Source organism: Burkholderia glumae LMG 2196 = ATCC 33617, from assembly GCF_000960995.1.
GTDB lineage: Bacteria > Pseudomonadota > Gammaproteobacteria > Burkholderiales > Burkholderiaceae > Burkholderia > Burkholderia glumae.
The window spans coordinates 2,642,343-2,663,237 of the sequence record NZ_CP009435.1 but is presented as its reverse complement, the minus strand read 5'-3'; the positions used below and the strand labels follow the sequence as shown (position 1 = coordinate 2,663,237).

At 67.5% G+C, this 20,895-nt stretch carries 17 protein-coding genes; 1 reads left to right on the top strand and 16 read right to left on the bottom strand.

The genetic code is table 11. The features are described from left to right. Nucleotides 1–111 precede the first annotated feature (111 nt). Entirely contained in the window at nt 112–2,442 is a 2,331-nt protein-coding gene (locus KS03_RS24550; RefSeq protein ID WP_015875504.1) for a Tex family protein, read from the top strand. 169 nt (nt 2,443–2,611) lie between these two features. On the opposite strand, the gene KS03_RS24545 is transcribed toward KS03_RS24550, so the two are convergent. The 16 genes from KS03_RS24545 to rlmN all read right to left on the bottom strand — a co-directional run bounded on the left by KS03_RS24545 (nt 2,612) and on the right by rlmN (nt 20,863). Next, on the bottom strand, nt 2,612–4,504 hold the full coding sequence (locus KS03_RS24545) for a potassium transporter Kup (RefSeq protein ID WP_026051469.1): 1,893 nt from the start codon (nt 4,502–4,504) through the stop codon (nt 2,612–2,614). Between the two features lie 215 nt (nt 4,505–4,719). Beyond that, nucleotides 4,720–5,316, bottom strand: coding sequence for a phosphoribosyltransferase (locus KS03_RS24540; protein WP_015875502.1), 597 nt, complete (start codon nt 5,314–5,316; stop codon nt 4,720–4,722). 7 nt (nt 5,317–5,323) lie between these two features. Continuing rightward, nucleotides 5,324–6,670, bottom strand: coding sequence for an adenylosuccinate synthase (locus tag KS03_RS24535; protein WP_015875501.1), 1,347 nt, complete (start codon nt 6,668–6,670; stop codon nt 5,324–5,326). A gap of 137 nt (nt 6,671–6,807) precedes the next feature. Next, nucleotides 6,808–7,956 (bottom strand): ATP phosphoribosyltransferase regulatory subunit, encoded by a 1,149-nt coding sequence (locus tag KS03_RS24530; RefSeq protein WP_015875500.1) that lies wholly within the window; start codon nt 7,954–7,956, stop codon nt 6,808–6,810. Between the two features lie 168 nt (nt 7,957–8,124). Next, nucleotides 8,125–8,316: a DUF2065 domain-containing protein gene (locus KS03_RS24525; protein WP_015875499.1), complete on the bottom strand. Its 192-nt coding sequence runs from the start codon at nt 8,314–8,316 to the stop codon at nt 8,125–8,127. A 41-nt stretch (nt 8,317–8,357) separates the two neighbouring features. After that, nucleotides 8,358–9,260, bottom strand: a complete 903-nt coding sequence (hflC, locus tag KS03_RS24520) for a protease modulator HflC (protein WP_015875498.1) — start codon at nt 9,258–9,260, stop codon at nt 8,358–8,360. A 15-nt stretch (nt 9,261–9,275) separates the two neighbouring features. Then, entirely contained in the window at nt 9,276–10,688 is a 1,413-nt protein-coding gene (gene hflK, locus KS03_RS24515; protein ID WP_015875497.1) for an FtsH protease activity modulator HflK, read from the bottom strand. A 48-nt stretch (nt 10,689–10,736) separates the two neighbouring features. Then, the gene (hflX, locus tag KS03_RS24510; protein ID WP_026051468.1) at nt 10,737–11,918 is read right to left on the bottom strand and encodes a GTPase HflX; all 1,182 of its coding nucleotides are present in this window, start codon (nt 11,916–11,918) and stop codon (nt 10,737–10,739) included. Nucleotides 11,919–11,990: 72 nt separating this feature from the next. Further along, on the bottom strand, nt 11,991–12,233 hold the full coding sequence (hfq, locus tag KS03_RS24505) for an RNA chaperone Hfq (protein WP_026051467.1): 243 nt from the start codon (nt 12,231–12,233) through the stop codon (nt 11,991–11,993). Nucleotides 12,234–12,353: 120 nt separating this feature from the next. Then, entirely contained in the window at nt 12,354–13,700 is a 1,347-nt protein-coding gene (der, locus tag KS03_RS24500) for a ribosome biogenesis GTPase Der (protein WP_015875494.1), read from the bottom strand. 268 nt (nt 13,701–13,968) lie between these two features. Continuing rightward, nucleotides 13,969–15,114: an outer membrane protein assembly factor BamB gene (bamB, locus tag KS03_RS24495; protein ID WP_015875493.1), complete on the bottom strand. Its 1,146-nt coding sequence runs from the start codon at nt 15,112–15,114 to the stop codon at nt 13,969–13,971. A gap of 44 nt (nt 15,115–15,158) precedes the next feature. Beyond that, complete coding sequence (locus KS03_RS24490) at nt 15,159–15,788, bottom strand: tetratricopeptide repeat protein (protein ID WP_015875492.1); 630 nt, start codon at nt 15,786–15,788, stop codon at nt 15,159–15,161. A gap of 52 nt (nt 15,789–15,840) precedes the next feature. After that, nucleotides 15,841–17,181, bottom strand: coding sequence for a histidine--tRNA ligase (gene hisS, locus KS03_RS24485; RefSeq protein WP_015875491.1), 1,341 nt, complete (start codon nt 17,179–17,181; stop codon nt 15,841–15,843). A gap of 15 nt (nt 17,182–17,196) precedes the next feature. Beyond that, nucleotides 17,197–18,501, bottom strand: coding sequence for a flavodoxin-dependent (E)-4-hydroxy-3-methylbut-2-enyl-diphosphate synthase (gene ispG, locus KS03_RS24480; RefSeq protein ID WP_035982366.1), 1,305 nt, complete (start codon nt 18,499–18,501; stop codon nt 17,197–17,199). Nucleotides 18,502–18,589: 88 nt separating this feature from the next. Beyond that, nucleotides 18,590–19,582 (bottom strand): helix-turn-helix domain-containing protein, encoded by a 993-nt coding sequence (locus tag KS03_RS24475; protein WP_015875489.1) that lies wholly within the window; start codon nt 19,580–19,582, stop codon nt 18,590–18,592. Nucleotides 19,583–19,726: 144 nt separating this feature from the next. Continuing rightward, nucleotides 19,727–20,863 (bottom strand): dual-specificity RNA methyltransferase RlmN, encoded by a 1,137-nt coding sequence (gene rlmN, locus KS03_RS24470; protein WP_015875488.1) that lies wholly within the window; start codon nt 20,861–20,863, stop codon nt 19,727–19,729. Nucleotides 20,864–20,895 lie beyond the last annotated feature (32 nt).

The window sequence follows — 20,895 nt, the reverse complement described above, 5'->3', positions numbered from 1 at the left end:
TCGCGGCGGAGGCGCCCCGCATTTATGGCAAAATGCCCCGCTCCATTCACCCGCCCGGCCCGGTTCGCCGGCCACGGGCGTTCCAGCCGGCCGTAGACGCACTCACACCCCATGACGGAAACCGTAGCACTCAAGATCGTTCAGCGCATCGCCACCGAACTCGCGGTCCAGCCGCGTCAGGTCGCGGCAGCCGTGCAACTTCTCGACGAAGGCGCCACCGTTCCGTTCATCGCCCGCTACCGCAAGGAGGTGACGGGCAACCTGGACGACACGCAACTGCGCCAACTCGAAGAGCGCCTGCTGTACCTGCGTGAGCTCGAGGATCGCCGCGCGACGATCCTCGCGAGCATCGAGGAACAGGGCAAGCTGAGCGACGAACTGCGCGCGGCCATCGAGACCGCCGACAGCAAGCAGGTGCTCGAGGACCTGTACCTGCCCTACAAGCCGAAGCGCCGCACGCGCGCCCAGATCGCCCGCGAGGCCGGCCTCGAGCCGCTCGCGCAGGCACTGCTCGCCAACCCGCTGCTCGACCCGCAGACCGAGGCCGCCGCCTACGTGAATGCCGAGCGGGGCGTGGCCGACCTGAAGGCGGCGCTGGACGGCGCGCGCGACATCCTCTCCGAGCAGTTCGGCGAGACGGCCGAGCTGCTCGGCAGGCTGCGCGATTACCTGCACGGTCAGGGCGTCGTGTCGTCGGCCGTGATCGAGGGCAAGGAAGGCGAGGAAGGCGAGAAGTTCCGCGACTATTACGACTACTCGGAAACGCTGAAGACGGTGCCCTCGCACCGCGCGCTCGCGCTGTTCCGCGGCCGCAACGCCGGCGTGCTGACCGTCAAGCTCGGCCTCGGCGAGGAGCTCGACGCGCAGGTCCCGCATCCGGGCGAGGCGATGATCGCGCGCCATTTCGGCATCGCGAACCAGGGCCGGCCGGCCGACAAATGGCTGTCCGACGTCTGCCGCTGGTGCTGGCGCGTGAAGGTGCAGCCGCACCTGGAAACCGAATTGCTCACGCAGTTGCGCGAGGACGCCGAGAGCGAGGCGATTCGCGTGTTCGCGCGCAATCTGAAGGATCTGCTGCTGGCCGCGCCGGCCGGCCCGAAAGCCGTGATCGGTCTCGACCCCGGCCTGCGCACCGGCGTGAAGGTGGCGGTGGTCGATCGCACCGGCAAGGTGCTCGTCACCGATACGATCTACCCGCACGAGCCGCGCCGCGACTGGGACGGCTCGCTCGCCAAGCTCGCGCGCATCGCCGCGCAAACGCAGGCGGAGCTGATCAGCATCGGCAACGGCACGGCCTCGCGCGAGACCGACCGGCTCGCGAGCGAACTGATCGCGAAGCACCCCGAACTGAAGCTGCAGAAGATCGTCGTGTCGGAAGCCGGCGCCTCGGTCTATTCGGCCTCGGAGCTGGCCGCCAAGGAGTTCCCCGAGCTCGACGTGTCGCTGCGCGGCGCGGTGTCGATCGCACGGCGCCTGCAGGACCCGCTCGCCGAGCTGGTCAAGATCGAGCCGAAGGCGATCGGCGTCGGCCAGTACCAGCACGACGTGAACCAGCGCGAGCTGGCGCGTTCACTCGACGCGGTGGTCGAGGACTGCGTGAACGCGGTCGGAGTGGACGCGAACACGGCCTCGGCGCCGCTGCTCGCGCGCGTGTCGGGCCTGAACGCCACGCTCGCGCGCAACATCGTCGACTACCGCGACGCGAACGGCCCGTTCCCGTCGCGCGAGCACCTGCGCCGCGTGCCGCGCCTCGGCGACAAGACCTTTGAGCAGGCGGCCGGCTTCCTGCGCATCAACGGCGGCGAGAATCCGCTCGACCGCTCCTCGGTGCACCCGGAAGCCTATCCCGTCGTCGAGCGGATGCTCGCGAAGCTCAGCAAGCGCATCGACGACGTGCTCGGCAACCGCGACGCGCTGGCCGGCCTCTCGCCGGCCGAATTCGTCGATGACCGCTTCGGCCTGCCCACCGTGCGCGACATCCTCGCCGAACTCGAGAAGCCGGGCCGCGATCCGCGCCCCGAATTCAAGACCGCGACGTTCCGCGAGGGCGTCGAGAAGGTCTCCGACCTGCTGCCGGGAATGGTGCTGGAAGGCGTCGTGACCAACGTGGCCGCGTTCGGCGCCTTCGTCGACATCGGCGTCCACCAGGACGGCCTAGTCCACGTCTCGGCGATGTCGACCAAATTCATCAAGGACCCGCACGAGGTGGTGAAGGCCGGCCAGGTGGTCAAGGTCAAGGTGCTCGAGGTCGACGTCAAGCGCCAGCGGATCGCGTTGACGATGCGCCTCGCCGACGAGGCGGGCGCCGCCGGCCCGGGCCGCGCCCCGGGTTCGGGCGCCGATCGCGGCGCGCCGCGCGGCGGCGCCGGCCGGCCGCAGCGTTCGCGTGAGCCGGAACCGGCCGGCGCGATGGCCGCTGCGTTCGCCAAGCTCAAGCGCTGACGGCGGCAGGCCGCAACGGTACGGATAGCGGGCCCGGCCTCGCTCGAGGCGGGCCTGTCTCTGGCGGATCGCCCGCACTGACTGGGGCGCGCGTCCATGAAAAAAGCCGCGCGACGCGCGGCTTCTGTCCGCCGCCGGGCCTCACCCGCGGCGCATGCCGGCACCGGCCTCAGATCTCGATCTTGGTGCCCAGCTCGACCACGCGGTTGGCCGGAATCGCGAAGAAGTCGGTCGGCTTCGCGGCGTTCTGATGCATCCACGCGAACACGCGCTCGCGCCAGATCGACATGCCGGGCAGATGGGTCGGCACCACCGTCTCGCGCGCGAGGAAGAACGACGTGTCCATCAGCTCGAACGACATGTCGTGCTTGCGGCCGATGTACTCGAGCACGGCCTTCACGTCGGGCGTCTCGTTGAAACCGTACTCGGCGCGCACGATGTAGAGGCCGCCGCCCGCCTCGCGCACGCTCACACGCTCGTCGTCGCGCACGTAGGGGATGTCGCGCGTGACGAAGGTCAGGAACAGCGTGCGCTCGTGCAGCACCTTGTTGTGCTTGAGGTTGTGCAGCAGGCCGACCGGCACCAGCCGGTCGTTGCCGGTCAGATAGATGGCGGTGCCCGAGACGCGATGCGGCGGATGCGCGAGCAGCCCCTGCAGGAACGGCATCAGCGGAATGCCGTCGGCCGCGGTGCGCTCCTTCACGATGTGGCGGCCCTTGAACCAGGTGGTCAGCAGGAAGAACAGCAGCGCGCCGATGCCGAGCGGCAGCCAGCCGCCCTGCGCGACCTTCAGCAGGTTCGCGCCGAAGAAGCCGAGGTCGATGACCAGGAACACGCCGATGATGAGCCCGACCAGCAGCCGGTTCCACTTCCAGACGTTGACCATCACGACGCAGGCCAGCACCGTGGTGATCACCATCGTCGCCGTCACGGCGATGCCGTAGGCGGCCGCGAGATTGTCGGAGGACCGGAAGCCGATCACGATGCAGAGGATCACGAACAGCAGCAGCCAGTTGACCACCGGCACGTAGATCTGTCCGATCGCGAGATCGGAGGTGTGCAGCACCTTCATGCGCGGCACGTAGCCGAGCTGGATCGCCTGGCTCGTCAGCGAATACGCGCCCGAGATCACCGCCTGCGAGGCGATCACGGTGGCCACCGTCGACAGGATCACGAGCGGCAGCAGCGCCCACTCGGGTGCGAGCAGGAAGAACGGGTTTTCGATCGCCTTCGGGTTCTGCATCAGCAGCGCGCCCTGGCCGAAGTAGTTCAGCACCAGCGACGGGATCACCAGCACATAACCGGCGAGCCGGATCGGGCGGGCGCCGAAGTGGCCCATGTCGGCATACAGCGCTTCCGCGCCGGTCAGCACGAGCACCACCGAGCCGAGCACCACGTAGGCCTGCAGCACGTGGGCGGCCATGAACGAGAAGGCGTAGTACGGATTGATCGCGGCGATCACGAGCGGCATGCGCGCGATGTGGTAGATGCCGAGCGCGGCCAGCGTCAGGAACCAGATCACCATGATCGGGCCGAACAGCTTGCCCACCATCGAGGTGCCGTGGCGCTGGATCCAGAACAGCGCGACCAGGATCAACACCGTGATCGGCAGCACCAGGTGCGTGAGCTGGGGCGTGGCGATCTCGAGGCCCTCGACGGCCGACATGACCGAGATGGCCGGCGTGATCACGGCGTCGCCATAGAACATGCAGGCGCCGAAAATGCCGAGCGCCATCAGGATGCGCGTCAGATGCCGGCGCGACTCCACCGAGCGCAGCGACAGCGCCATCAGCGCGAGCACGCCGCCCTCGCCGTTGTTGTCGGCGCGCATCACGAACATCAGATACTTGACGCCGACCACCAGCATGATCGCCCAGAAAAGCAGCGAGATCACGCCGAGGATCGAGCCTTGGGTGAGCGGAATGCCGTGGGCGGGACTGAACGCCTCTTTTAGCGAATACAGCGGGCTGGTGCCGATGTCGCCGAACACCACGCCGATCGCCGCGACGGCGAGAGCCTGCAGGGAGGTATGGCGCGTGTTCGAGTGGTTCGTGTCGGTCATGGGAAGCGTAACGTTCCGTTCTGGGGTCGGAAAAACGAGCGCTATTCTAACTGGCCCCGCGATCATGCCATCCGGCGGTGTTGCCGTCATGCCACGCGGCGCGGCCAGTGTAGCATGCGGCCCCGTTTAGGCCAGCCGCTTGCGCGCGGCGGCCGCAAATGCGATCGGCGCCCGCGGGCGCCGATGTCAGTGGCTGGCCGGTGGGGCGCGCCGTCTTACTGCGCCGCCTCGTCGTTGCGCTGGGCGTGGCCGCGCTTGGTCCAGGCCGTCAGGTTGTGCGGCCGCAGCGTGTCCCACTCCTCGAACGGCTGATGGATCCACGGGTTCGTCGCCAGATACTGGACGTGGTAGTCGGGCTTCACCTTCGAACACGCCTTGTACCAGAGCACGGCCGAGCGCACCGCCGTGACGGACGGATAGCGCTCCTTCAGGTGCTGCTGCACGCGTGCGAGCGTGACGCCCGAATCGACCAGATCATCGACGAGCAGCACGTTGCCGGAAAGGTTGCCGCGCGTCATCGTGATGTACTGCGCGATGTCGAGCTCGCCCTGCTCCGTGCCGGCCGCCTCGCGGTACGAGCTGGTCGCGAGGATCGCGAGCGGCAGATCGTAAATTCGCGACAGTTGGTCGCCCACGCGCAGGCCGCCGCGCGCGAGACACAGGATCTGGTCGAACTTCCAGCCCGATTCATGCACCGCTAGCGCGAGCAGCTCGACGAGCCGATGATATTCGTCCCAGCCGACCCAGAGGTTCTTGTCGTCGTTGCGCGGATCGGCCATCGCGATCGGCGCGCCGTGATTGGTTTGCGTCATCGTGCAATCAGACCTTGAACGGATGGCGCAGCAGGATCGTTTCGTCGCGATCGGGGCCGGTCGACACCATGTCGATCGGCACGCCGGCCACTTCCTGCACGCGCGTCAGGTAAGCCTGCGCGTTGGCCGGCAGCGCCTCCCACGAATCGATGCCCACCGTGCTTTCCTTCCAGCCGCCAAACGTTTCGTAGACCGGCTCACAGCGTGCGACGTCGGCCGCGCCGCGCGGCAGCAGGTCCACGTCCTTGCCGTCGATCTTGTAGCCGACGCAGAGCTGGACTTCGTCGAGGCCGTCGAGCACATCGAGCTTGGTCATGCAGAGGCCCGATACGCCGTTGATCTGGATCGAACGGCGCAGCGCAGCCGCGTCGAGCCAGCCGGTGCGGCGCGGGCGGCCCGTGACCGAACCGAACTCCTTGCCGACGTTGGCCAGCGTGACGCCGACCGGGCTCTGGCGCGCGGGATTGTCCGCGTCGTACAGTTCGCTCGGGAACGGGCCAGCGCCGACGCGCGTGCAGTAGGCCTTGGTGATGCCGAGGATGTAGTTGAGCTTCTGCGGGCCGATGCCGGCACCCGACGTGGCCGCGCCGGCCACGCAGTTGCTCGACGTGACGAACGGATAGGTGCCGTGGTCGATGTCGAGCAGCGTACCCTGCGCGCCTTCGAACAGCAGGTTCTGGCCGGCGTTGTTCGCGTCGTACAGGCGCCGCGAGACGTCCGTGACCATCGGCTTGAGACGATCGACGTAACCGAGCATGGTGTCGAGCGTCGCCTGGAAATCGACAGCCGCGCCGCCGAGATACTGGGTCAGCACGAAGTTGTGGAAATCGAGATTGTCGCGCAGACGGTCGGCGAAGGTCTTCGCGTCGAACAGGTCCTGCACGCGCAGCGCGCGGCGGCCCACCTTGTCCTCGTAGGCCGGGCCGATGCCGCGGCCCGTGGTGCCGATCTTGTCGGCGCCGCGGCGCGCCTCGCGCGCCTGGTCGATCGCGACGTGGTACGGCAGGATCAGCGTGGCGGCCTCGGAAATGAACAGCCGCGACTGGACGTCGAGCCCGGCTTCCTCGAGTTCGCCGATTTCCTTGAACAGCGCCTCGGGCGACAGCACGACGCCGTTGCCGATGTAGCAGGCCACGCCCGCGCGCATGATGCCGGAAGGAATGAGGCGCAAGATGGTTTTCTTGCCGCCGATGATGAGCGTGTGCCCGGCGTTGTGACCGCCTTGGAAACGAACGACGCCTTGCGCGTGGTCCGTCAGCCAGTCGACGATCTTGCCCTTGCCTTCATCTCCCCACTGGGTTCCCACGACGACGACATTGCGCCCGGGAGTCACATTCACTGCGCTGGCAGACATGTTGATTCGTTAGCTGGTTAAAAACGTATTCTACATAGGTTCGGCGCGGGTTCCGAATTTTTCCGTTTCGCTTCAACGGCTTCGCGCCGACGACAAGGCACCGGGAAGCGTCGCGCGGCCCGGCGCGCCGACACGCTTCAGCGCGTCTCGACCACCCACGCGTCGCCGCGTTCGACGAGCGCGCGATCGCAGGCGAATTCGTCGAGCACGTGGTCATGCCCCGGCAGCGCCTGGATCACGACCTCGCCCGCATCGCGCAGCGCGGCCACCGCCGCGCGCAACGCGTCGTCCTGGCGCCACGGCGCGAGGATCGCGGTGCCGCGCGCCTCGACCGGCGAAATCCGCGCGATCTCGCGCAGGTCGAGCGAGAAGCCCGTGGCCGGCCGCGCGCGCCCGTAGGCCTGGCCCACGTGATCGTAGCGGCCGCCGTTGGCGACCGCGTTCGGCACGCCGTCCACGTAGGCCGAGAACATCGCGCCGCTGTGATAGGCGTAACCGCGCAGGTCCGCCAGATCGATCGACACGTCGGCGCCACGCGCATGCGCGGCGAGCTGCGCGAGATCGTCGAGCGCGCGTGCGATCTCGGGCAGCGCCGGCAGCACGCGGCGGGCCTCGCCGAGCACGGCGGCATCGCCGTACAGATGCGGCAGCGCGCGCAGCGCGGCGCGCGTGTCCGGTCCCAGATCGTCGGTCAATTCGTTCAGCAGCGGCACGTCCTTGCTGGCGAGCGCGTCGTAGAGCGCCTCGCCGCGCGCGGCGGCCACCGCGTCGCGCCGAAACAGCGCGCCGAGCACGGCGGCGTGGCACAGATCGAGGCGCACCTTGCCGAGCCCGGCGAGCCGCAGCGCGTCGAGCATCAACTGCTGCACCTCGAGATCGGCCTCGAGGCCGGCGTGGCCATAGAGCTCGGCGCCGATCTGGATCTGCTCGCGCGTCGCGTGCAGGCCGCGCGGGCGCGTATGCAGCACGTTGCCGGCATAGCAGAGGCGCGTCACGCCCTGGCGGTTCAGCAGGTGCGCGTCGATGCGCGCCACCTGTGGCGTGATGTCGGCGCGCAGGCCGAGCGTGCGGCCCGAGAGCTGGTCGACGAGGTTGAAGGTGCGCAGGCGCAGATCGCTGCCGCCGCTCGTCAGCAGCGACTCGAGATACTCGAGCAGCGGCGGCATCACCATTTCGTAGCCATACGAACGGAAGCGATCGAGCAGCCTGCGGCGCAGCTCCTCGATCTTGCGCGCTTCCGAAGGCAATACATCGGCGATATTCTCGGGAAGTAACCAGGTCGACATCGTGACGGTCCTACGACAAAAAACAGCGGCGCGCGGACGCGCACCGGATTGGAATCGGATGGGTCGGACACCCGCACGGCATCCGGCGCCGCGAGGCACCGGCCCAGGCAAATCGAGATAAACGGAGCCGCTCGGCGCGGATTGCGGGCCGGGTCGGCGGCCGGCACATCAGGTCGCGAAGACGAGCAGCACCAGGCCGAGCACCATCACGATCAGGCCGCCGATCCGGATATGATGCGGCGGCCGCTCCGCTATTCTACGAAACGCGTCGCGCCAGGCGACCGGAAACACGAACGGGAACGCCCCTTCGACGATCAGCATCAGCGCGAGAGCGAGCAACAGCGAACCGGCCAGATCCATGCGGTATCGACGGCGCCGCGCGCGGCGGCGCCCCTTGTACGTCAGTGTTTGCGGGAAGCGGACGCCGGCGCGGCGGCCGTGCCGCCCGTCGGGCCGCGCATGAAGCGGAAGAATTCGCTGTCCGGATCGACGACGATCACGTCGTTGGCGTGGAACGTGTTCCGGTACGCCTGCAGGCTCGCGTAGAACTGGTAGAACTGCGGATCGCGGCCGAACGCGTCACCGGCGATCTGAGCGGCCTTGGCGTCGCCCTCGCCCTTGATCGTCTGTGCCGACTGATAGGCGTCCGCGAGAATCTGCTGCTGCTGGCGCGCCGCCTCGGCCTTGATGCGTTCGGCGGCCGCCGCCCCCTCGGCGCGCTCGGCGTCGGCGCGCTCGCGCTCGAGCGCCGCCATGCGGCGATAGGCGGCCTCGGTCGCGGCGGCCGGCAGGTCGATGCGCAGCAGCGCGACGTCGACGATCTCGACGCCATAGGGCGTGGCCGCCGCCTGCAGCGTGCGCTTCGCGTCGTTGGCGATGGCCTGCTGCGCGCCGATCGCCTCGGCCAGCGTACGGCTCGCGAACGACTGCGCGAGCGCGTCCTTCAGCGAGCTCAGCAGCGGATCGAGCGCATCGCGCACGCCGCCCTCGGTCTTCTCGTAATACTTCAGCGGATCGGCGATCCGGTAGCGCACGGTCGGGCTGACCAGCAGGTCCTGCTTGTCGGAGGTCGTGCAACTCTGCGGATCGGCCCAGTCGAGCGTCTGGATCCGCGTGTCGACCATCACCGCGGTCTGCAGCGGCGGCGGCAGTTTCGCGTGCAGGCCGGGACCGAACACGGTCGGCTCGCCGTCACCGCGCGCGGAGACGATCGCGGCATGGCTCGGATCGACGACGAACACGGTGGACGACGCGACGAACGCGACGATGACGAGCGCAATGACGAGCGCAACGATTCGATTCATGTCTGGCGTTCCCCGTTACTGCAGATCGTCTTCGCGCGAGCGGCTGCGCAGCGCGTCGCGCGAGCGCAGCGCCTCGTTGCCCGGCGCATCGCTGGCGGCACTGGCCGGGCTCGCGGCCGTTGCGGCCGACGAACCGGCCGAAGCCGCGGGCGGATTCGAGCCGGACGCCTGGGCGTTACCGCCGGCCGCGCCGTTCATGTCGGCGCCGTTCGCCGGCGCCGCGCCGGCCGGCGCGGTCGAACTCGCGGCGGCGTCGGCCGCGTGCTGGCGCTGCTGCTCGACGATCTTGTCGAGCGGCAGGTAGACCACGCTGTTGCCGGCCTTGCTGCCGACGTAGACCTTGATCGCCTTCGAGTAGATTTCCTGCATGGTGTCGAGATACATGCGCTCGCGCACGACGGCAGGCGCCTTCTCGTACTGCGCGTAGACCTGCTTGTAGCGGTCCGCGTCACCCTGCGCCTGCGTGACGACGCGGTCCGCGTAGGCCTTCGCGTCTTCGATCAGCTTGGCCGCATCGCCGCGCGCGCGCGGCAGCAAGCCGTCGGCGTAGGCCTGCGCGGCGTTCTTGGCCGCCTCGCCCTGCTGGCGCGCCTTGGCCACTTCGTCGGTGGCGGCCTGCACCTGCTCGGGCAGCTGCGCGGCCTGGATCACGACGTTGGTCACCACGAGGCCGGTCTGGTCGCGGTCGAGATCGTGCTGGATCGCCTGCATCAGCGCATCGCGCAGCGCGTCGCGATCCGAGTCGATCACGTCGCTCGCCGCCTGCGCGCCGACGATGCGGCGAATCGCAGCCTGCGCGGACTGGCGCACGGTGAGTTCGGGATCGACGGTGCGGAACAGATAGTCGGTGGCGGAGCGAATCCGGTACTGGACGATGAAGCGCACATCGACGATGTCGCCGTCGCGCGTGAGCATCGAGGCGTCCTTCACGTTCGCGGGGCGCACCACGTTGTTACGGCCGATCTCGGTGGCGTGCATCTGAGAGGTGTCGACCACTTCGTGCGATTCGAACGGATAGGGCAGGCGCCAATGCACGCCTTGATCCACCGTGCCGCGATATTCGCCGAACTGCAGCACGACGCCCGTCTGGCCGTCCGGCACGATGAAGATGCCGCTGCCCGCGTACACCGCGACCAGCACGCCGATGACGATGCCCACGCCGACCCGCGCGGCGCGCCCATTGTCGGGGCGCAGGCCGCGATTGCCGCCGCCACCGCCCTTGCCGCCGAACAGGCCGGACAGACGGCGGTTGAAGTTGCGCCACATTTCATCGAGGTCGGGCGGACCGTCGCCGTCGGACTGCGGGCGCTTCGGTTCGTTGCCGCGGGGCTTGTCGTCATTGCCGCCGCCGCGACCCCAGCGAGGGTCGTTGATCGACAGCATCGGACGCTTGCGCAGCCAGGTACTCCGCTCGTTGTAATCGTTCACCTGAGTTTGTTCACCAGATTGGGCGTCGACTGTCCGGCCAGCGGCCGGCTAGTGCCCGTGTTCGGAAACCGTGTGGTCGTCGCGCGGTTCGGCCAGCCCGCCGTCGCGCGTCGGCTCGGGCAGCGACACCGCGCCGGAGAGCTGCTGGTCGCTGGTCGCGATTTCGGCAATGGCGCTGCGCAGCGCATCGAGCCCCTGGCCGCTGCGCGCGCTCAAAAAGACGCGCGAAATATTACCATACTCGTCACGCTCGACCGCATCGCCGCGGGCCGCGAGTTCCGGCACCGCATCGATCTTGTTGAAGACGAGCACCTGCCGGATCGCGTCCGCGCCGATCTCGTGCAACACGTCGTTGACCTGCTCGATCTGCTCGAGCCGCACCGCGCTAGACGCATCGACCACGTGCAGCAGCAGATCCGCGTGGATCGTCTCCTCGAGCGTCGCACGGAACGCGGCGACGAGCTGGTGAGGCAGTTCGCGGATGAAGCCGACCGTGTCGGACACCACGATCTGGCCCACCTCGTCGCCGAGATAGACGCGCCGTGAAGTCGTGTCGAGCGTCGCGAACAGCTGGTCGGCCGCATAGGCCTGCGCCTTCGTCAGCGCGTTGAACAGCGTCGATTTGCCCGCGTTCGTATAGCCGACCAGCGACACCGACATCGTGCGGTTGCGTTCGCGCTGGCGACGCTGCGTGTTGTGCTGGCGGCGCAGCTTGTCGAGCCGCGACTTCAGCATCTTGATGCGCTCGCCGATCAGCCGGCGGTCGGTCTCGAGCTGCGTCTCGCCGGGGCCGCGCAGGCCGATCCCGCCCTTCTGGCGTTCGAGGTGGGTCCAGGCGCGGATCAGCCGCGTCGACAGGTACTGCAGCTGCGCGAGCTCCACCTGCAGCTTGCCTTCGTGGCTGCGCGCGCGCTGCGCGAAGATGTCGAGGATCAGGCTGGTGCGATCGACCACGCGCCGGTTCAGCGTGCGCTCCAGATTGCGCTGCTGCGCGGGCGCGAGCGGATGATTGAAGATGACGATGTCGATCTCGTTCGCGTCGCAGGCGAGGCGCAGTTCCTCGGCCTTGCCGCTGCCGATGAACATCGCGGCGTCGGGGCTCGAACGTCGTCCGGTGAGGGTGACTGCGGGATGGGCGCCCGCGCTGGAAGCAAGCAGGCTGAGTTCTTCGAGACTGGCTTCGAAATCGGTCTTGCCGAAATCGATGCCCACTAATGCGGCGTTGGTCAAATTGGCGGGTGTCAAGATAAGGCGGCTGGCGTGGATCGCCGGCGGCGACGGGCGCCAGCCGCGGCAATCGGGTTAGGAGGACGCGCCTTCCGCATCCGGGTGGAAATTCACCGGGCGGGCCGGCACGACCGTGGAGATGGCGTGCTTGTAGACCATCTGGGTAACCGTGTTCCGGAGCAACACGACGTACTGGTCGAACGATTCGATGTTCCCTTGCAGCTTGATGCCGTTGACGAGGTAGATCGACACCGGCACGTGTTCCTTACGCAGTGCGTTCAAAAACGGGTCTTGTAACAATTGCCCTTTGTTGCTCATGGCGTACTCCATCTTTTTTTGCAGGTTGAACTAGATTGTCGGCGAAGAAAAAGAGATCCGCCGTCAATCGCTACACTATAGCCGATTTTGCCAGCCGCCTTCGCTGGCCGGCGGTTCGGCTCATTCCCCGCGACCCTTGTCCGTATAAGGGTTCGTGGTGGACCGGAACTCTATCCGCAATGGAGTGCCGGTCAGCGCGAAAGTTTCCCGGAAGCGGTTCTCGAGGTAGCGTTTATAGGTGTCCGTCACGGCATCGAGCGCATTGCCGTGAATCACGATAATCGGCGGATTCTGGCCGCCCTGATGCGCGTAGCGCAGCTTCGGCCGCACCGGCCCGCGGCGGCGCGGCTGCTGGAATTCGACGGCTTCGATCAGCGCGCGCGTAAGCTTCGGCGTCGGCAGCTTCTTCATCGCGGCGGCGTAGGCGTCGTCGACCGAGCGCAGCAGCGGGCCGATGCCGGTCTTCTCGGCAGCCGAAATGAAGTGGAATTTGGCAAACTCGAGGAATTTGAGCTTGCGCGTCAGATCGGCCTTGGTGCGCTCGCGCGCGTGCGAATCGAGTCCGTCCCACTTGTTCACGCCCACCACCAGCGCGCGGCCCTGCTCGACCACGAAGCCGGCGATGTGCGCGTCCTGGTCGGAGATGTCCTGCTGCGCATCGAGCAGCAGAATCACGACGTTCGCGTCCGAGATCGATTGCAGCGTCTTCACCACCGAGAACTTCTCGATCGCTTCGAACACCTTGCCGCGCCGGCGCAGGCCGGCCGTGTCGATCAGCGTATAGGGCTTGCCGTTGCGCTCGAAATCGACGTAGATCGAATCGCGCGTCGTGCCGGGCATGTCGAATGCGATCACGCGATCCTCGCCGATCAGCGTATTGACGAGCGTCGATTTACCGACGTTCGGACGCCCGACGATCGCGATCTTCACGCCGCGCGACTGGGCCGCGTCCTCGCTCTCCTCGGGCTGGCCCGCGTAGGCGACTTCGAGCGCCTCGTTGATCATGTCGGTCACGCCGTCGCCGTGCGCGGCCGAGATCGCGCGCGGATCGCCGAGGCCGAGTTCGTAGAAATCGGCCGCGACTGCCGTGTATTTCATCCCCTCGGCCTTGTTGACGACGAGGAAGATGGGCCGGCCGGTCTTGCGCAGGTAGTCGGCGATCGACTTGTCCTGGGGCGCGAGCCCGTTGCGGCCGTCGACGATGAACACCACGACGTCGGCCTCTTCCACGGCCTGCCGCGTCTGGCGCGCCATCTCGTGCAGGATGCCGTCCTTCGCGACCGGCTCGAAGCCGCCCGTGTCGACGACGAGGTAGGGACGCGCGCCGGTGCGCCCCTCGCCGTAGTGGCGATCGCGGGTCAAGCCCGGCAGGTCGGCGACCAGCGCGTCGCGCGAGCGCGTGAGCCGGTTGAACAGCGTGGATTTCCCCACATTGGGGCGCCCGACGAGGGCAATGACCGGTTTCATCTGATGTCGTCTACGGTATTACGCAGGAGCGGGAGGCCTGCCGCACGAAACCTCGCTGCGACAGGCGGCTGCGTTGAATGAAAATTAGCACGAATTCCGCGCCGCGACGGGCGCTCGGCGCACGTATCGTGCGCCTCGTGAATGCGGCATGCCGCCAAGGCGGCGCGCCGGACCCGCCCGCTCGGGGGCGCCGGCGGCAAGCGCCGCATGAAAAAAGCAGGCGCGGCCCGCACCGCCGGTGCCGGGCCGCGCCCTTCCTGCCGATCGGTCAGCGCGGGCGGAAGCCGTACACCTCGCCGTCGTGCGTCTGCACGACGAGCGTGTCGCCGGCCAGCACCGGCGCGGCCGTGATCGCGCTGCCGTCCGTCTTCATGCGCGCGACGAACGAGCCGTCATCACGCGACAGGAAGTGGACGAAACCCTTGTAGTCGCCCATCACGACCGCGTGGCCGAGCAGATAGGGCACGCCGACATCGCGACTCTTGAGCTTGTCGTTGCGCCAGAGCTGGTTGCCGTTCGCGACGTCGTAGGCGGTGACCACCGACCAGTCGTCGCCGCCCGTCACCACGGTGTCGTCCTGCGCGATGCCGCTGCGGCTCGAGAACGGCTTCTCCCAGACCGGACGGCCCGAATTCGCGTCGAAACAGCCAATCTGCCCCTGGAACGTGACCGCGCAGGTTTCCGCACCGACCAGCGTCGGCGGCCCGCTCACGTCGTTGATCCGCTCGACTTCGGTCACGCCCTTCGGATACGACACGGGCGTCTGCCAGTACGGCTCACCCGTCTGAAGATTGATCGCGACCAGGCCGCCACCCTGGAAACCGGCCAGCACCGCCGCATCGCCCGCAAACGTCATGCCGGCCGACACGCGCAGGTTCAGCGGCACCGCGCGGCTGCGGTAGATCCACTTCTGCTCGCCCGTCTGCGCGGCGAACGCGATCACCTGGCCATCGATCGTGCGCACGATCACGAGACCGTTGCCGACCAGCGGCGGCGAGAAGATCTCGCCCTGCACGGTCGTCGTCCAGAGCTGCTTGCCGTCCGCGCCGAGCACGAACACGCCGCCCTTGAGCGCACCGACCGCAGTCAGGTTGCCGTCGCTGCCGACGCCGGCCGACAGGTCCGAGTGCAGCTTCGTACGCCACACCGTCTGGCCCGTCTTCGCGTCGATCTTCTCGACCGAGCCGTTCGCCGCGGCGACGAACACCGCGTCGCCGACCGCGATCGGCGAGAACAAATAGCGACCGCCCTTGCCGACGCTCGTCTTCCACGCCTGCTGCACATTCAGCACTGGCTTGATCTCGGTGAGCGGCGTCGGCACGCGGCGCGCGTCCTTCGTGGACGAGCACGCCGCCAGCGCGAGGACGGCGACCGCGCAGGCAATCGGAGCAGCGTTACGTTTCAGCAAATTCATCGGTGAGCGAAGCTAATAAGGTTGGGGAACGCGAGCGCGGCGGCTCAGCTGCCGAGCGCGTCGAGCTTGAACTGCACGAGCCGGCGCGCCGACGCGTCTTCCTTCGGCAGCGCATCGAGCGCGAGCTGGTAGGCGGCGCGCGCGTCGCCGCGCTTGCCCTGCGCGGCGAGCAGATCGCCGCGGCGGTCGGCAACGAGGCCCTTGAAACCGTCGTCCGGCGTGCCGCTCAGCAGCGCGAGGCCCGCGTCGTAGGCCTTCTCCTCGAGCAGCAGCGAGGCCAGGCGCAACTTCGCGATCTGCTTGTAGGCATCGTCCTGCGCGTGATCGATCGTCCACTGCAGCTGCGCCTTCGCGCCGGCCGTGTCGCCCGCCATGTACAGCGCTTTCGCGGCCGCGAGCGCCGTCATCTGCGCATAGGCGGTGCGGCCGTACTTGTCCTCCATGTCGGACGCGGCGCGCGCGATCTTCGCCTTGTCGCCGGAGCTGACGGCCTGCTGCACGGCCTCGTACAACCCAGAGGCCTGGGCCGCCTGATGGCGCTGCCAATAGTTCCAGCCGTTCCAGGCGGCTGCCACGACGAGCACGGCGGTCAGGATCCAGGTCGTCAGGTCGCCCCAGCGGGCCCACCATGCTTTTACGCTTTCAATCGATTCTTGTTCGTCGTGATAGCTCATCGGCTAGCGATTCCTTACTGTCCAGCTTGTTGTCGAGCGCCGGGCGCCGACATCAGTCGTCGCCGTCTTCGGCGGATGCAACCATCGCATTGATTAGAAATTCGGTCAAGTTCTCGACCGTTACCGTCTGCTGCTCGCTCTTTTCGCCGTCGGCGCCCGCACCGCGCAGCGCCTTCACGCCGACCGTGCCGTTCGCCACCTCGTCCTCGCCGAGGATCACGGCATAAGCGGCGCCGCTCGCGTCCGCGCGCTTCATCTGCGACTTGAAGCTCGCGCTCGCGCCATCCGCGCTGCAGTGGAAGATCACATCGAGACCGGTGTCGCGCAGACGTTCGCCGATGATGAACGCCTGCTCGCGCGCGGCCTCGCCCTGATGGACGATGTAGACATCGACACCGTCCTGCTCCGGCACGAGTTGCTCTTCCTTCAGCAGCTCGAGAATCCGCTCGATGCCCATCGCCCAGCCGCAGGCCGCCGTCGGCTTGCCGCCGAGCTGCTCGATCAGCGGGTCGTAACGGCCGCCGGCCGCCACGGTGCCCTGCGCGCCGAGCTTGTCGGTCACCCATTCGAACACGGTCAGATTGTAGTAATCGAGGCCGCGCACGAGCCGCGGATTGATCGTAAACGGCACGTTGTTGGCCTTCAGCAGGCGCTGCAGGCCCTCGAAGTGCGCGCGCGACGTGTCGCCGAGGAAATCGATCAGCTTCGGCGCGTTCTGGGCAATCTCCTGCAGGGCCGGATTCTTGGTGTCGAGCACGCGCAGCGGATTGGTATACAGACGGCGCTTCGCGTCCTCGTCGAGCTGGTCGGCGAACTGCTCGAGGTACTTGATCAGTTCGACGCGGTGCGCGGCGCGCTCTTCGGCCAGGCCGAGCGAGTTGATCTCGAGCTTGATGCCGGTGAGGCCGAGGTCGTCCCACAGCCGCTGGCACATCATGATGATTTCCGCGTCCGCGTCGGGACCGGCGAAACCGAGCGCCTCGACGCCGACCTGGTGAAACTGGCGGTAGCGGCCGCGCTGCGGACGCTCGTGACGGAACATCGGGCCGATGTACCAGAGTCGCTTCGGGCCGTCGTACAACAGGTTGTGCTCGATCGAGGCGCGCACCACGGCTGCGGTGTTTTCCGGGCGCATCGTCAGGTTCTCGCCGTTCAGCGAATCGGTGAAGCTGTACATCTCCTTTTCGACGATGTCGGTCACTTCACCGATGCCGCGCGTAAACAACTGCGTATGCTCGACGATGGGCGTGCGGATGTTCTGGTAGCCGTAGGCGCGCAGCAGTGACTTGGCAGTCGCCTCGAAGAATTCCCACAAAGCGGCATCCTGCGGGAGGATGTCGTTCATGCCTTTCACGCCTGTCAGCTTTTCGAGCTTTCGCTTGGTTTCGATCATCGGATTTCGGTTGATTTATTGCTCGGCCGTTGCCTGACCGTAGTTACGGGCGACGTAGTCGCTCACGATCTGCTGGAATTCCTCGGCGATGCGTTCGCCGCGCAGCGTCCTGACCTTTTCGCCGTCGATGAAGACCGGCGCGGCCGGGTTTTCACCCGAGCCGGGCAGGCTGATGCCAATGTTCGCGTGCTTCGACTCGCCCGGGCCGTTGACGATGCAGCCCATCACGGCGACGTTCATCTTCTCGACGCCCGGGTAAGTCTTGCGCCATTGCGGCATCTGCTCGCGCAGATAGGTCTGGATCTGCATCGCGAGCTCCTGGAACAGCGTGCTCGTCGTCCGGCCGCAGCCGGGGCAGGCGATCACCATCGGTGCGAACGAGCGCAGGCCCATCGTCTGCAGGATTTCCTGGCCGACCACGACCTCGCCGGTACGCGGCGCACCCGGCTCGGGTGTCAGCGAGATGCGAATCGTGTCGCCGATGCCTTCCTGCAGCAGCACGCCGAGCGCCGCCGTCGACGCGACGATGCCCTTCGAGCCCATGCCCGCCTCGGTCAGCCCCAGATGCAACGCGAACCCGCAGCGGCGCGCGAGTTCCCGGTAAACGGCGATCAGATCCTGCACGCCGCTGACCTTGCACGACAGAATGATGCGATCGCGCCCGAGGCCCACGTCCACCGCGCGCTCGGCCGAGCCGATCGCCGACTGGATCAGTGCCTCGTACATCACGCTCTGCGCGTCCCACGGCGTGCTGCGCGCGGCATTCTCGTCCATCATGCGCGCCAGCAGATCCTGGTCGAGACTGCCCCAGTTCACGCCGATCCGCACCGGCTTGTCGTACTTCGCGGCCAGTTCGATCATCTGTGCGAATTGCGTATCGCGCTTCGCACCCTGGCCGACGTTGCCCGGATTGATCCGATACTTCGACAGCGATTCCGCGCAACCGGGATAGTCGCGCAGCAGCAGATGGCCGTTGTAATGGAAGTCGCCGACGAGCGGCACCGCGACACCCATACGGTCGAGCTGCTCGCGGATTGCGGGAACCGCTGCGGCTGCCTCCGGAGTATTAACCGTAATACGCACCAATTCGGAGCCCGCGTTCGCCAGATCCTTGATCTGTATCGCAGTCCCGATCGCATCGGCGGTGTCGGTGTTCGTCATCGACTGCACGCGCACGGGTGCGTCGCCGCCGATCGTCACCAGATTCCCGCCCCACCGGACATCCACCGCGTGCGAACGGCGGCGCGGCAGGGAGCCGCCGAACACCGGTTCGGTTGAACAAATCTGACTGCTGCGTGGGGATTGAGCTTCGGATTGCATCGTTGGATCCATTTGCGCCGGAAGCGCCACCCGCGGGCGGCGCACGAATTGAAAAAGCGCCGTGCCCGGTCAGCCGCGGCGCTTGTCGTCAGGGCAGCGCGAAGCGCGCGACGTTACCCCGACCTGCCGAATATTTTGCCGGATCCACGGTTTTTCCGTCGAACGTGATCGACTCGAGGCCGGCCCGGTTGCCGATCGTCACGCGCAAGGGCGTCTCGCCCGCGATCTGGCGCGTCTCGCCCGCTTTCACGAGCGCCGACAAGAGTTCCTTGCCGCTCTTGTCGCGCACGCTGACCCAGCAGTCGGCCTTGACCGTGATGCCGAGCACCGATTGCCCCGCGGCCGCGACCACGCTCGCGCCGTCGGCCGACGCCGCCGCGCCCGGCGCGGCGTCGCTCGCCGGCGCAGCCTGGGCCGGCGCCGCGCCGGCCTCGCTGGCCGCCGGGCTCGCGGCGGGGCTGGAGGCGACGTCGCCCACCACGGCCGAACCACCGGGCGCGATTGCGGCGCTCTCGGAAGCCACCGTCGAATCGGCCCCCGAAGCCGGTTGCGAAGCCGAGCCCGCCACGCCGGCGTTCGACTTGAATTTCGCGAGCCAGTTCGCCGAATCACCGCCCGAATGCCACATGGCCGCCGCGATCACCACCACCACCACGGCCAACACGCCCCACAACCACGAGCGGCGGTGCGTCGGCGCACCGAGCGGGATCGACACGCGGCCGCGCGGCAAGTCGGTGCCGGAGGAGGCCGGCATCGACAGATCGACTTCCGGAACGCCCTTCTCGCGCCGCAACGCCTGCGCGAACGGCTCCGGATCGACCCCGAGCATCTTCGCGTAGCTGCGCACGACGCCGACCGCGAACGTCGAGCCCGGCATCTGGCTGATGTCGCCGGCTTCCAGCGCGCGCAGCTTCGGCGCCGCCACCTTCAGGCGCGACGACACGTCGGCCACCGACCAACCCTTTGCTTCCCGAAGCTGCGCGAGGCGTGCGCCCACGGCCACCAACGATTCCAACCCCGCCGATACCGGCTTCTGCTCGGCATTCGTCTCTGCGCCTCTTGGCGGTTGCGGCTCGCTCATCCTAATCCTCGCGTCGATTCTTCTTCACTTGTGCAACGGCGCCGGAACATGGCCCGGCGCCGCAGCACAACCGTTAAACAGGGGCGGCCCGACCCGCCCCGGATCGCTTGTCGCGTCTACCCACTACCCGCCCGGACCTCCCCGTCAGACGGCCCGGACTTCGATCACCTTCCCGCTTCCCGTGCGCTGCTGTAGGCGCGTGCGGTCCTTCACGGCGCCGGCGAGCTGGCCGCAGGCCGCATCGATGTCGTCGCCGCGCGTCTTGCGCACCGTCGTCACGACGCCCGCCTCGATCAGGATCTGCGAGAACTGCTTGATGCGCTCGTTCTTCGAGCGCAGCAGCCCCGACTCGGGGAACGGATTGAACGGGATCAGGTTGAACTTGCACGGCACGTCGCGCGTCACGGCGAGCAGCTCGCGCGCATGCGCGTCGGTGTCGTTGATGCCGTCGAGCATGCAGTATTCGAATGTGATGAAATCCCGCGGCGCGACGGCCAGGTAGCGCTGACACGCCGCCATCAGCTCACGCAGCGGGTACTTCTTGTTGAGTGGCACGAGCATGTCGCGCAGCGCATCGTTCGGTGCGTGCAGCGACACCGCCAGCGCGACCGGCAGTTCCGCGCCGAGGCGGTCCATCATCGGCACGACGCCGGAAGTCGACAGCGTCACGCGGCGCCGCGACAGCCCGTAGGCGTTGTCGTCGAGCATCAGCCGCATGGCCGGCACCACCGCGCTGTAATTGAGAAGCGGCTCGCCCATGCCCATCATCACGACGTTCGTGACGACGCGCTCGGCCTTGCCGTTCGGCCCGGGCGCGCGCCCGAGCGATTCGCGCAACGCGAATTCGGCCATCCGCAACTGCCCAACGATTTCAGCCGTGGACAGGTTGCGCGAAAAACCCTGCTTGCCCGTCGAACAGAACCGGCAGTTGACCGCGCATCCGGCCTGCGAGGACACGCACAGCGTGCCGCGCGTCTCCTCCGGAATGAAGACGGTCTCGACCGCGTTGCCGTTGCCCACGTCGATCAGCCACTTGCGCGTGCCGTCCGACGAGACATGGTCGCTCGCGATCTCGGGCATGCCGATCACGGCACGCCCTTTCAACTTTTCCCGCAACGACTTCGCGAGATCGGTCATGCCGTCGAAATCGGCGGCATTGTATTGATGGATCCAGCGCTGCAATTGCTTGGCGCGAAACGGCTTCTCGCCGAGGCTGCCGCAATACGCGACGAGACCTTCGGCGTCGAAGTCGAGGAGATTGACGGGAGTATCGCTCGTCATGGTGCCCTGCCTTGCCGCACGCGCCGGACCCG

What these genes read in the sequence shown, in the direction of transcription:
- KS03_RS24490 (WP_015875492.1), bottom strand. Translation starts at nt 15,788, where the DNA reads ATGAGCTATCACGACGAACAAGAATCGATTGAAAGCGTAAAAGCATGG.
- KS03_RS24535 (WP_015875501.1), bottom strand. Translation starts at nt 6,670, where the DNA reads ATGTCTGCCAGCGCAGTGAATGTGACTCCCGGGCGCAATGTCGTCGTC.
- bamB (WP_015875493.1), bottom strand. Translation starts at nt 15,114, where the DNA reads ATGAATTTGCTGAAACGTAACGCTGCTCCGATTGCCTGCGCGGTCGCC.
- hflC (WP_015875498.1), bottom strand. Translation starts at nt 9,260, where the DNA reads ATGAATCGAATCGTTGCGCTCGTCATTGCGCTCGTCATCGTCGCGTTC.
- hfq (WP_026051467.1), bottom strand. Translation starts at nt 12,233, where the DNA reads ATGAGCAACAAAGGGCAATTGTTACAAGACCCGTTTTTGAACGCACTG.
- rlmN (WP_015875488.1), bottom strand. Translation starts at nt 20,863, where the DNA reads ATGACGAGCGATACTCCCGTCAATCTCCTCGACTTCGACGCCGAAGGT.
- KS03_RS24530 (WP_015875500.1), bottom strand. Translation starts at nt 7,956, where the DNA reads ATGTCGACCTGGTTACTTCCCGAGAATATCGCCGATGTATTGCCTTCG.
- hisS (WP_015875491.1), bottom strand. Translation starts at nt 17,181, where the DNA reads ATGATCGAAACCAAGCGAAAGCTCGAAAAGCTGACAGGCGTGAAAGGC.
- ispG (WP_035982366.1), bottom strand. Translation starts at nt 18,501, where the DNA reads ATGCAATCCGAAGCTCAATCCCCACGCAGCAGTCAGATTTGTTCAACC.
- KS03_RS24475 (WP_015875489.1), bottom strand. Translation starts at nt 19,582, where the DNA reads ATGAGCGAGCCGCAACCGCCAAGAGGCGCAGAGACGAATGCCGAGCAG.
- KS03_RS24540 (WP_015875502.1), bottom strand. Translation starts at nt 5,316, where the DNA reads ATGACGCAAACCAATCACGGCGCGCCGATCGCGATGGCCGATCCGCGC.
- KS03_RS24545 (WP_026051469.1), bottom strand. Translation starts at nt 4,504, where the DNA reads ATGACCGACACGAACCACTCGAACACGCGCCATACCTCCCTGCAGGCT.
- KS03_RS24525 (WP_015875499.1), bottom strand. Translation starts at nt 8,316, where the DNA reads ATGGATCTGGCCGGTTCGCTGTTGCTCGCTCTCGCGCTGATGCTGATC.
- der (WP_015875494.1), bottom strand. Translation starts at nt 13,700, where the DNA reads ATGAAACCGGTCATTGCCCTCGTCGGGCGCCCCAATGTGGGGAAATCC.
- KS03_RS24550 (WP_015875504.1), top strand. Translation starts at nt 112, where the DNA reads ATGACGGAAACCGTAGCACTCAAGATCGTTCAGCGCATCGCCACCGAA.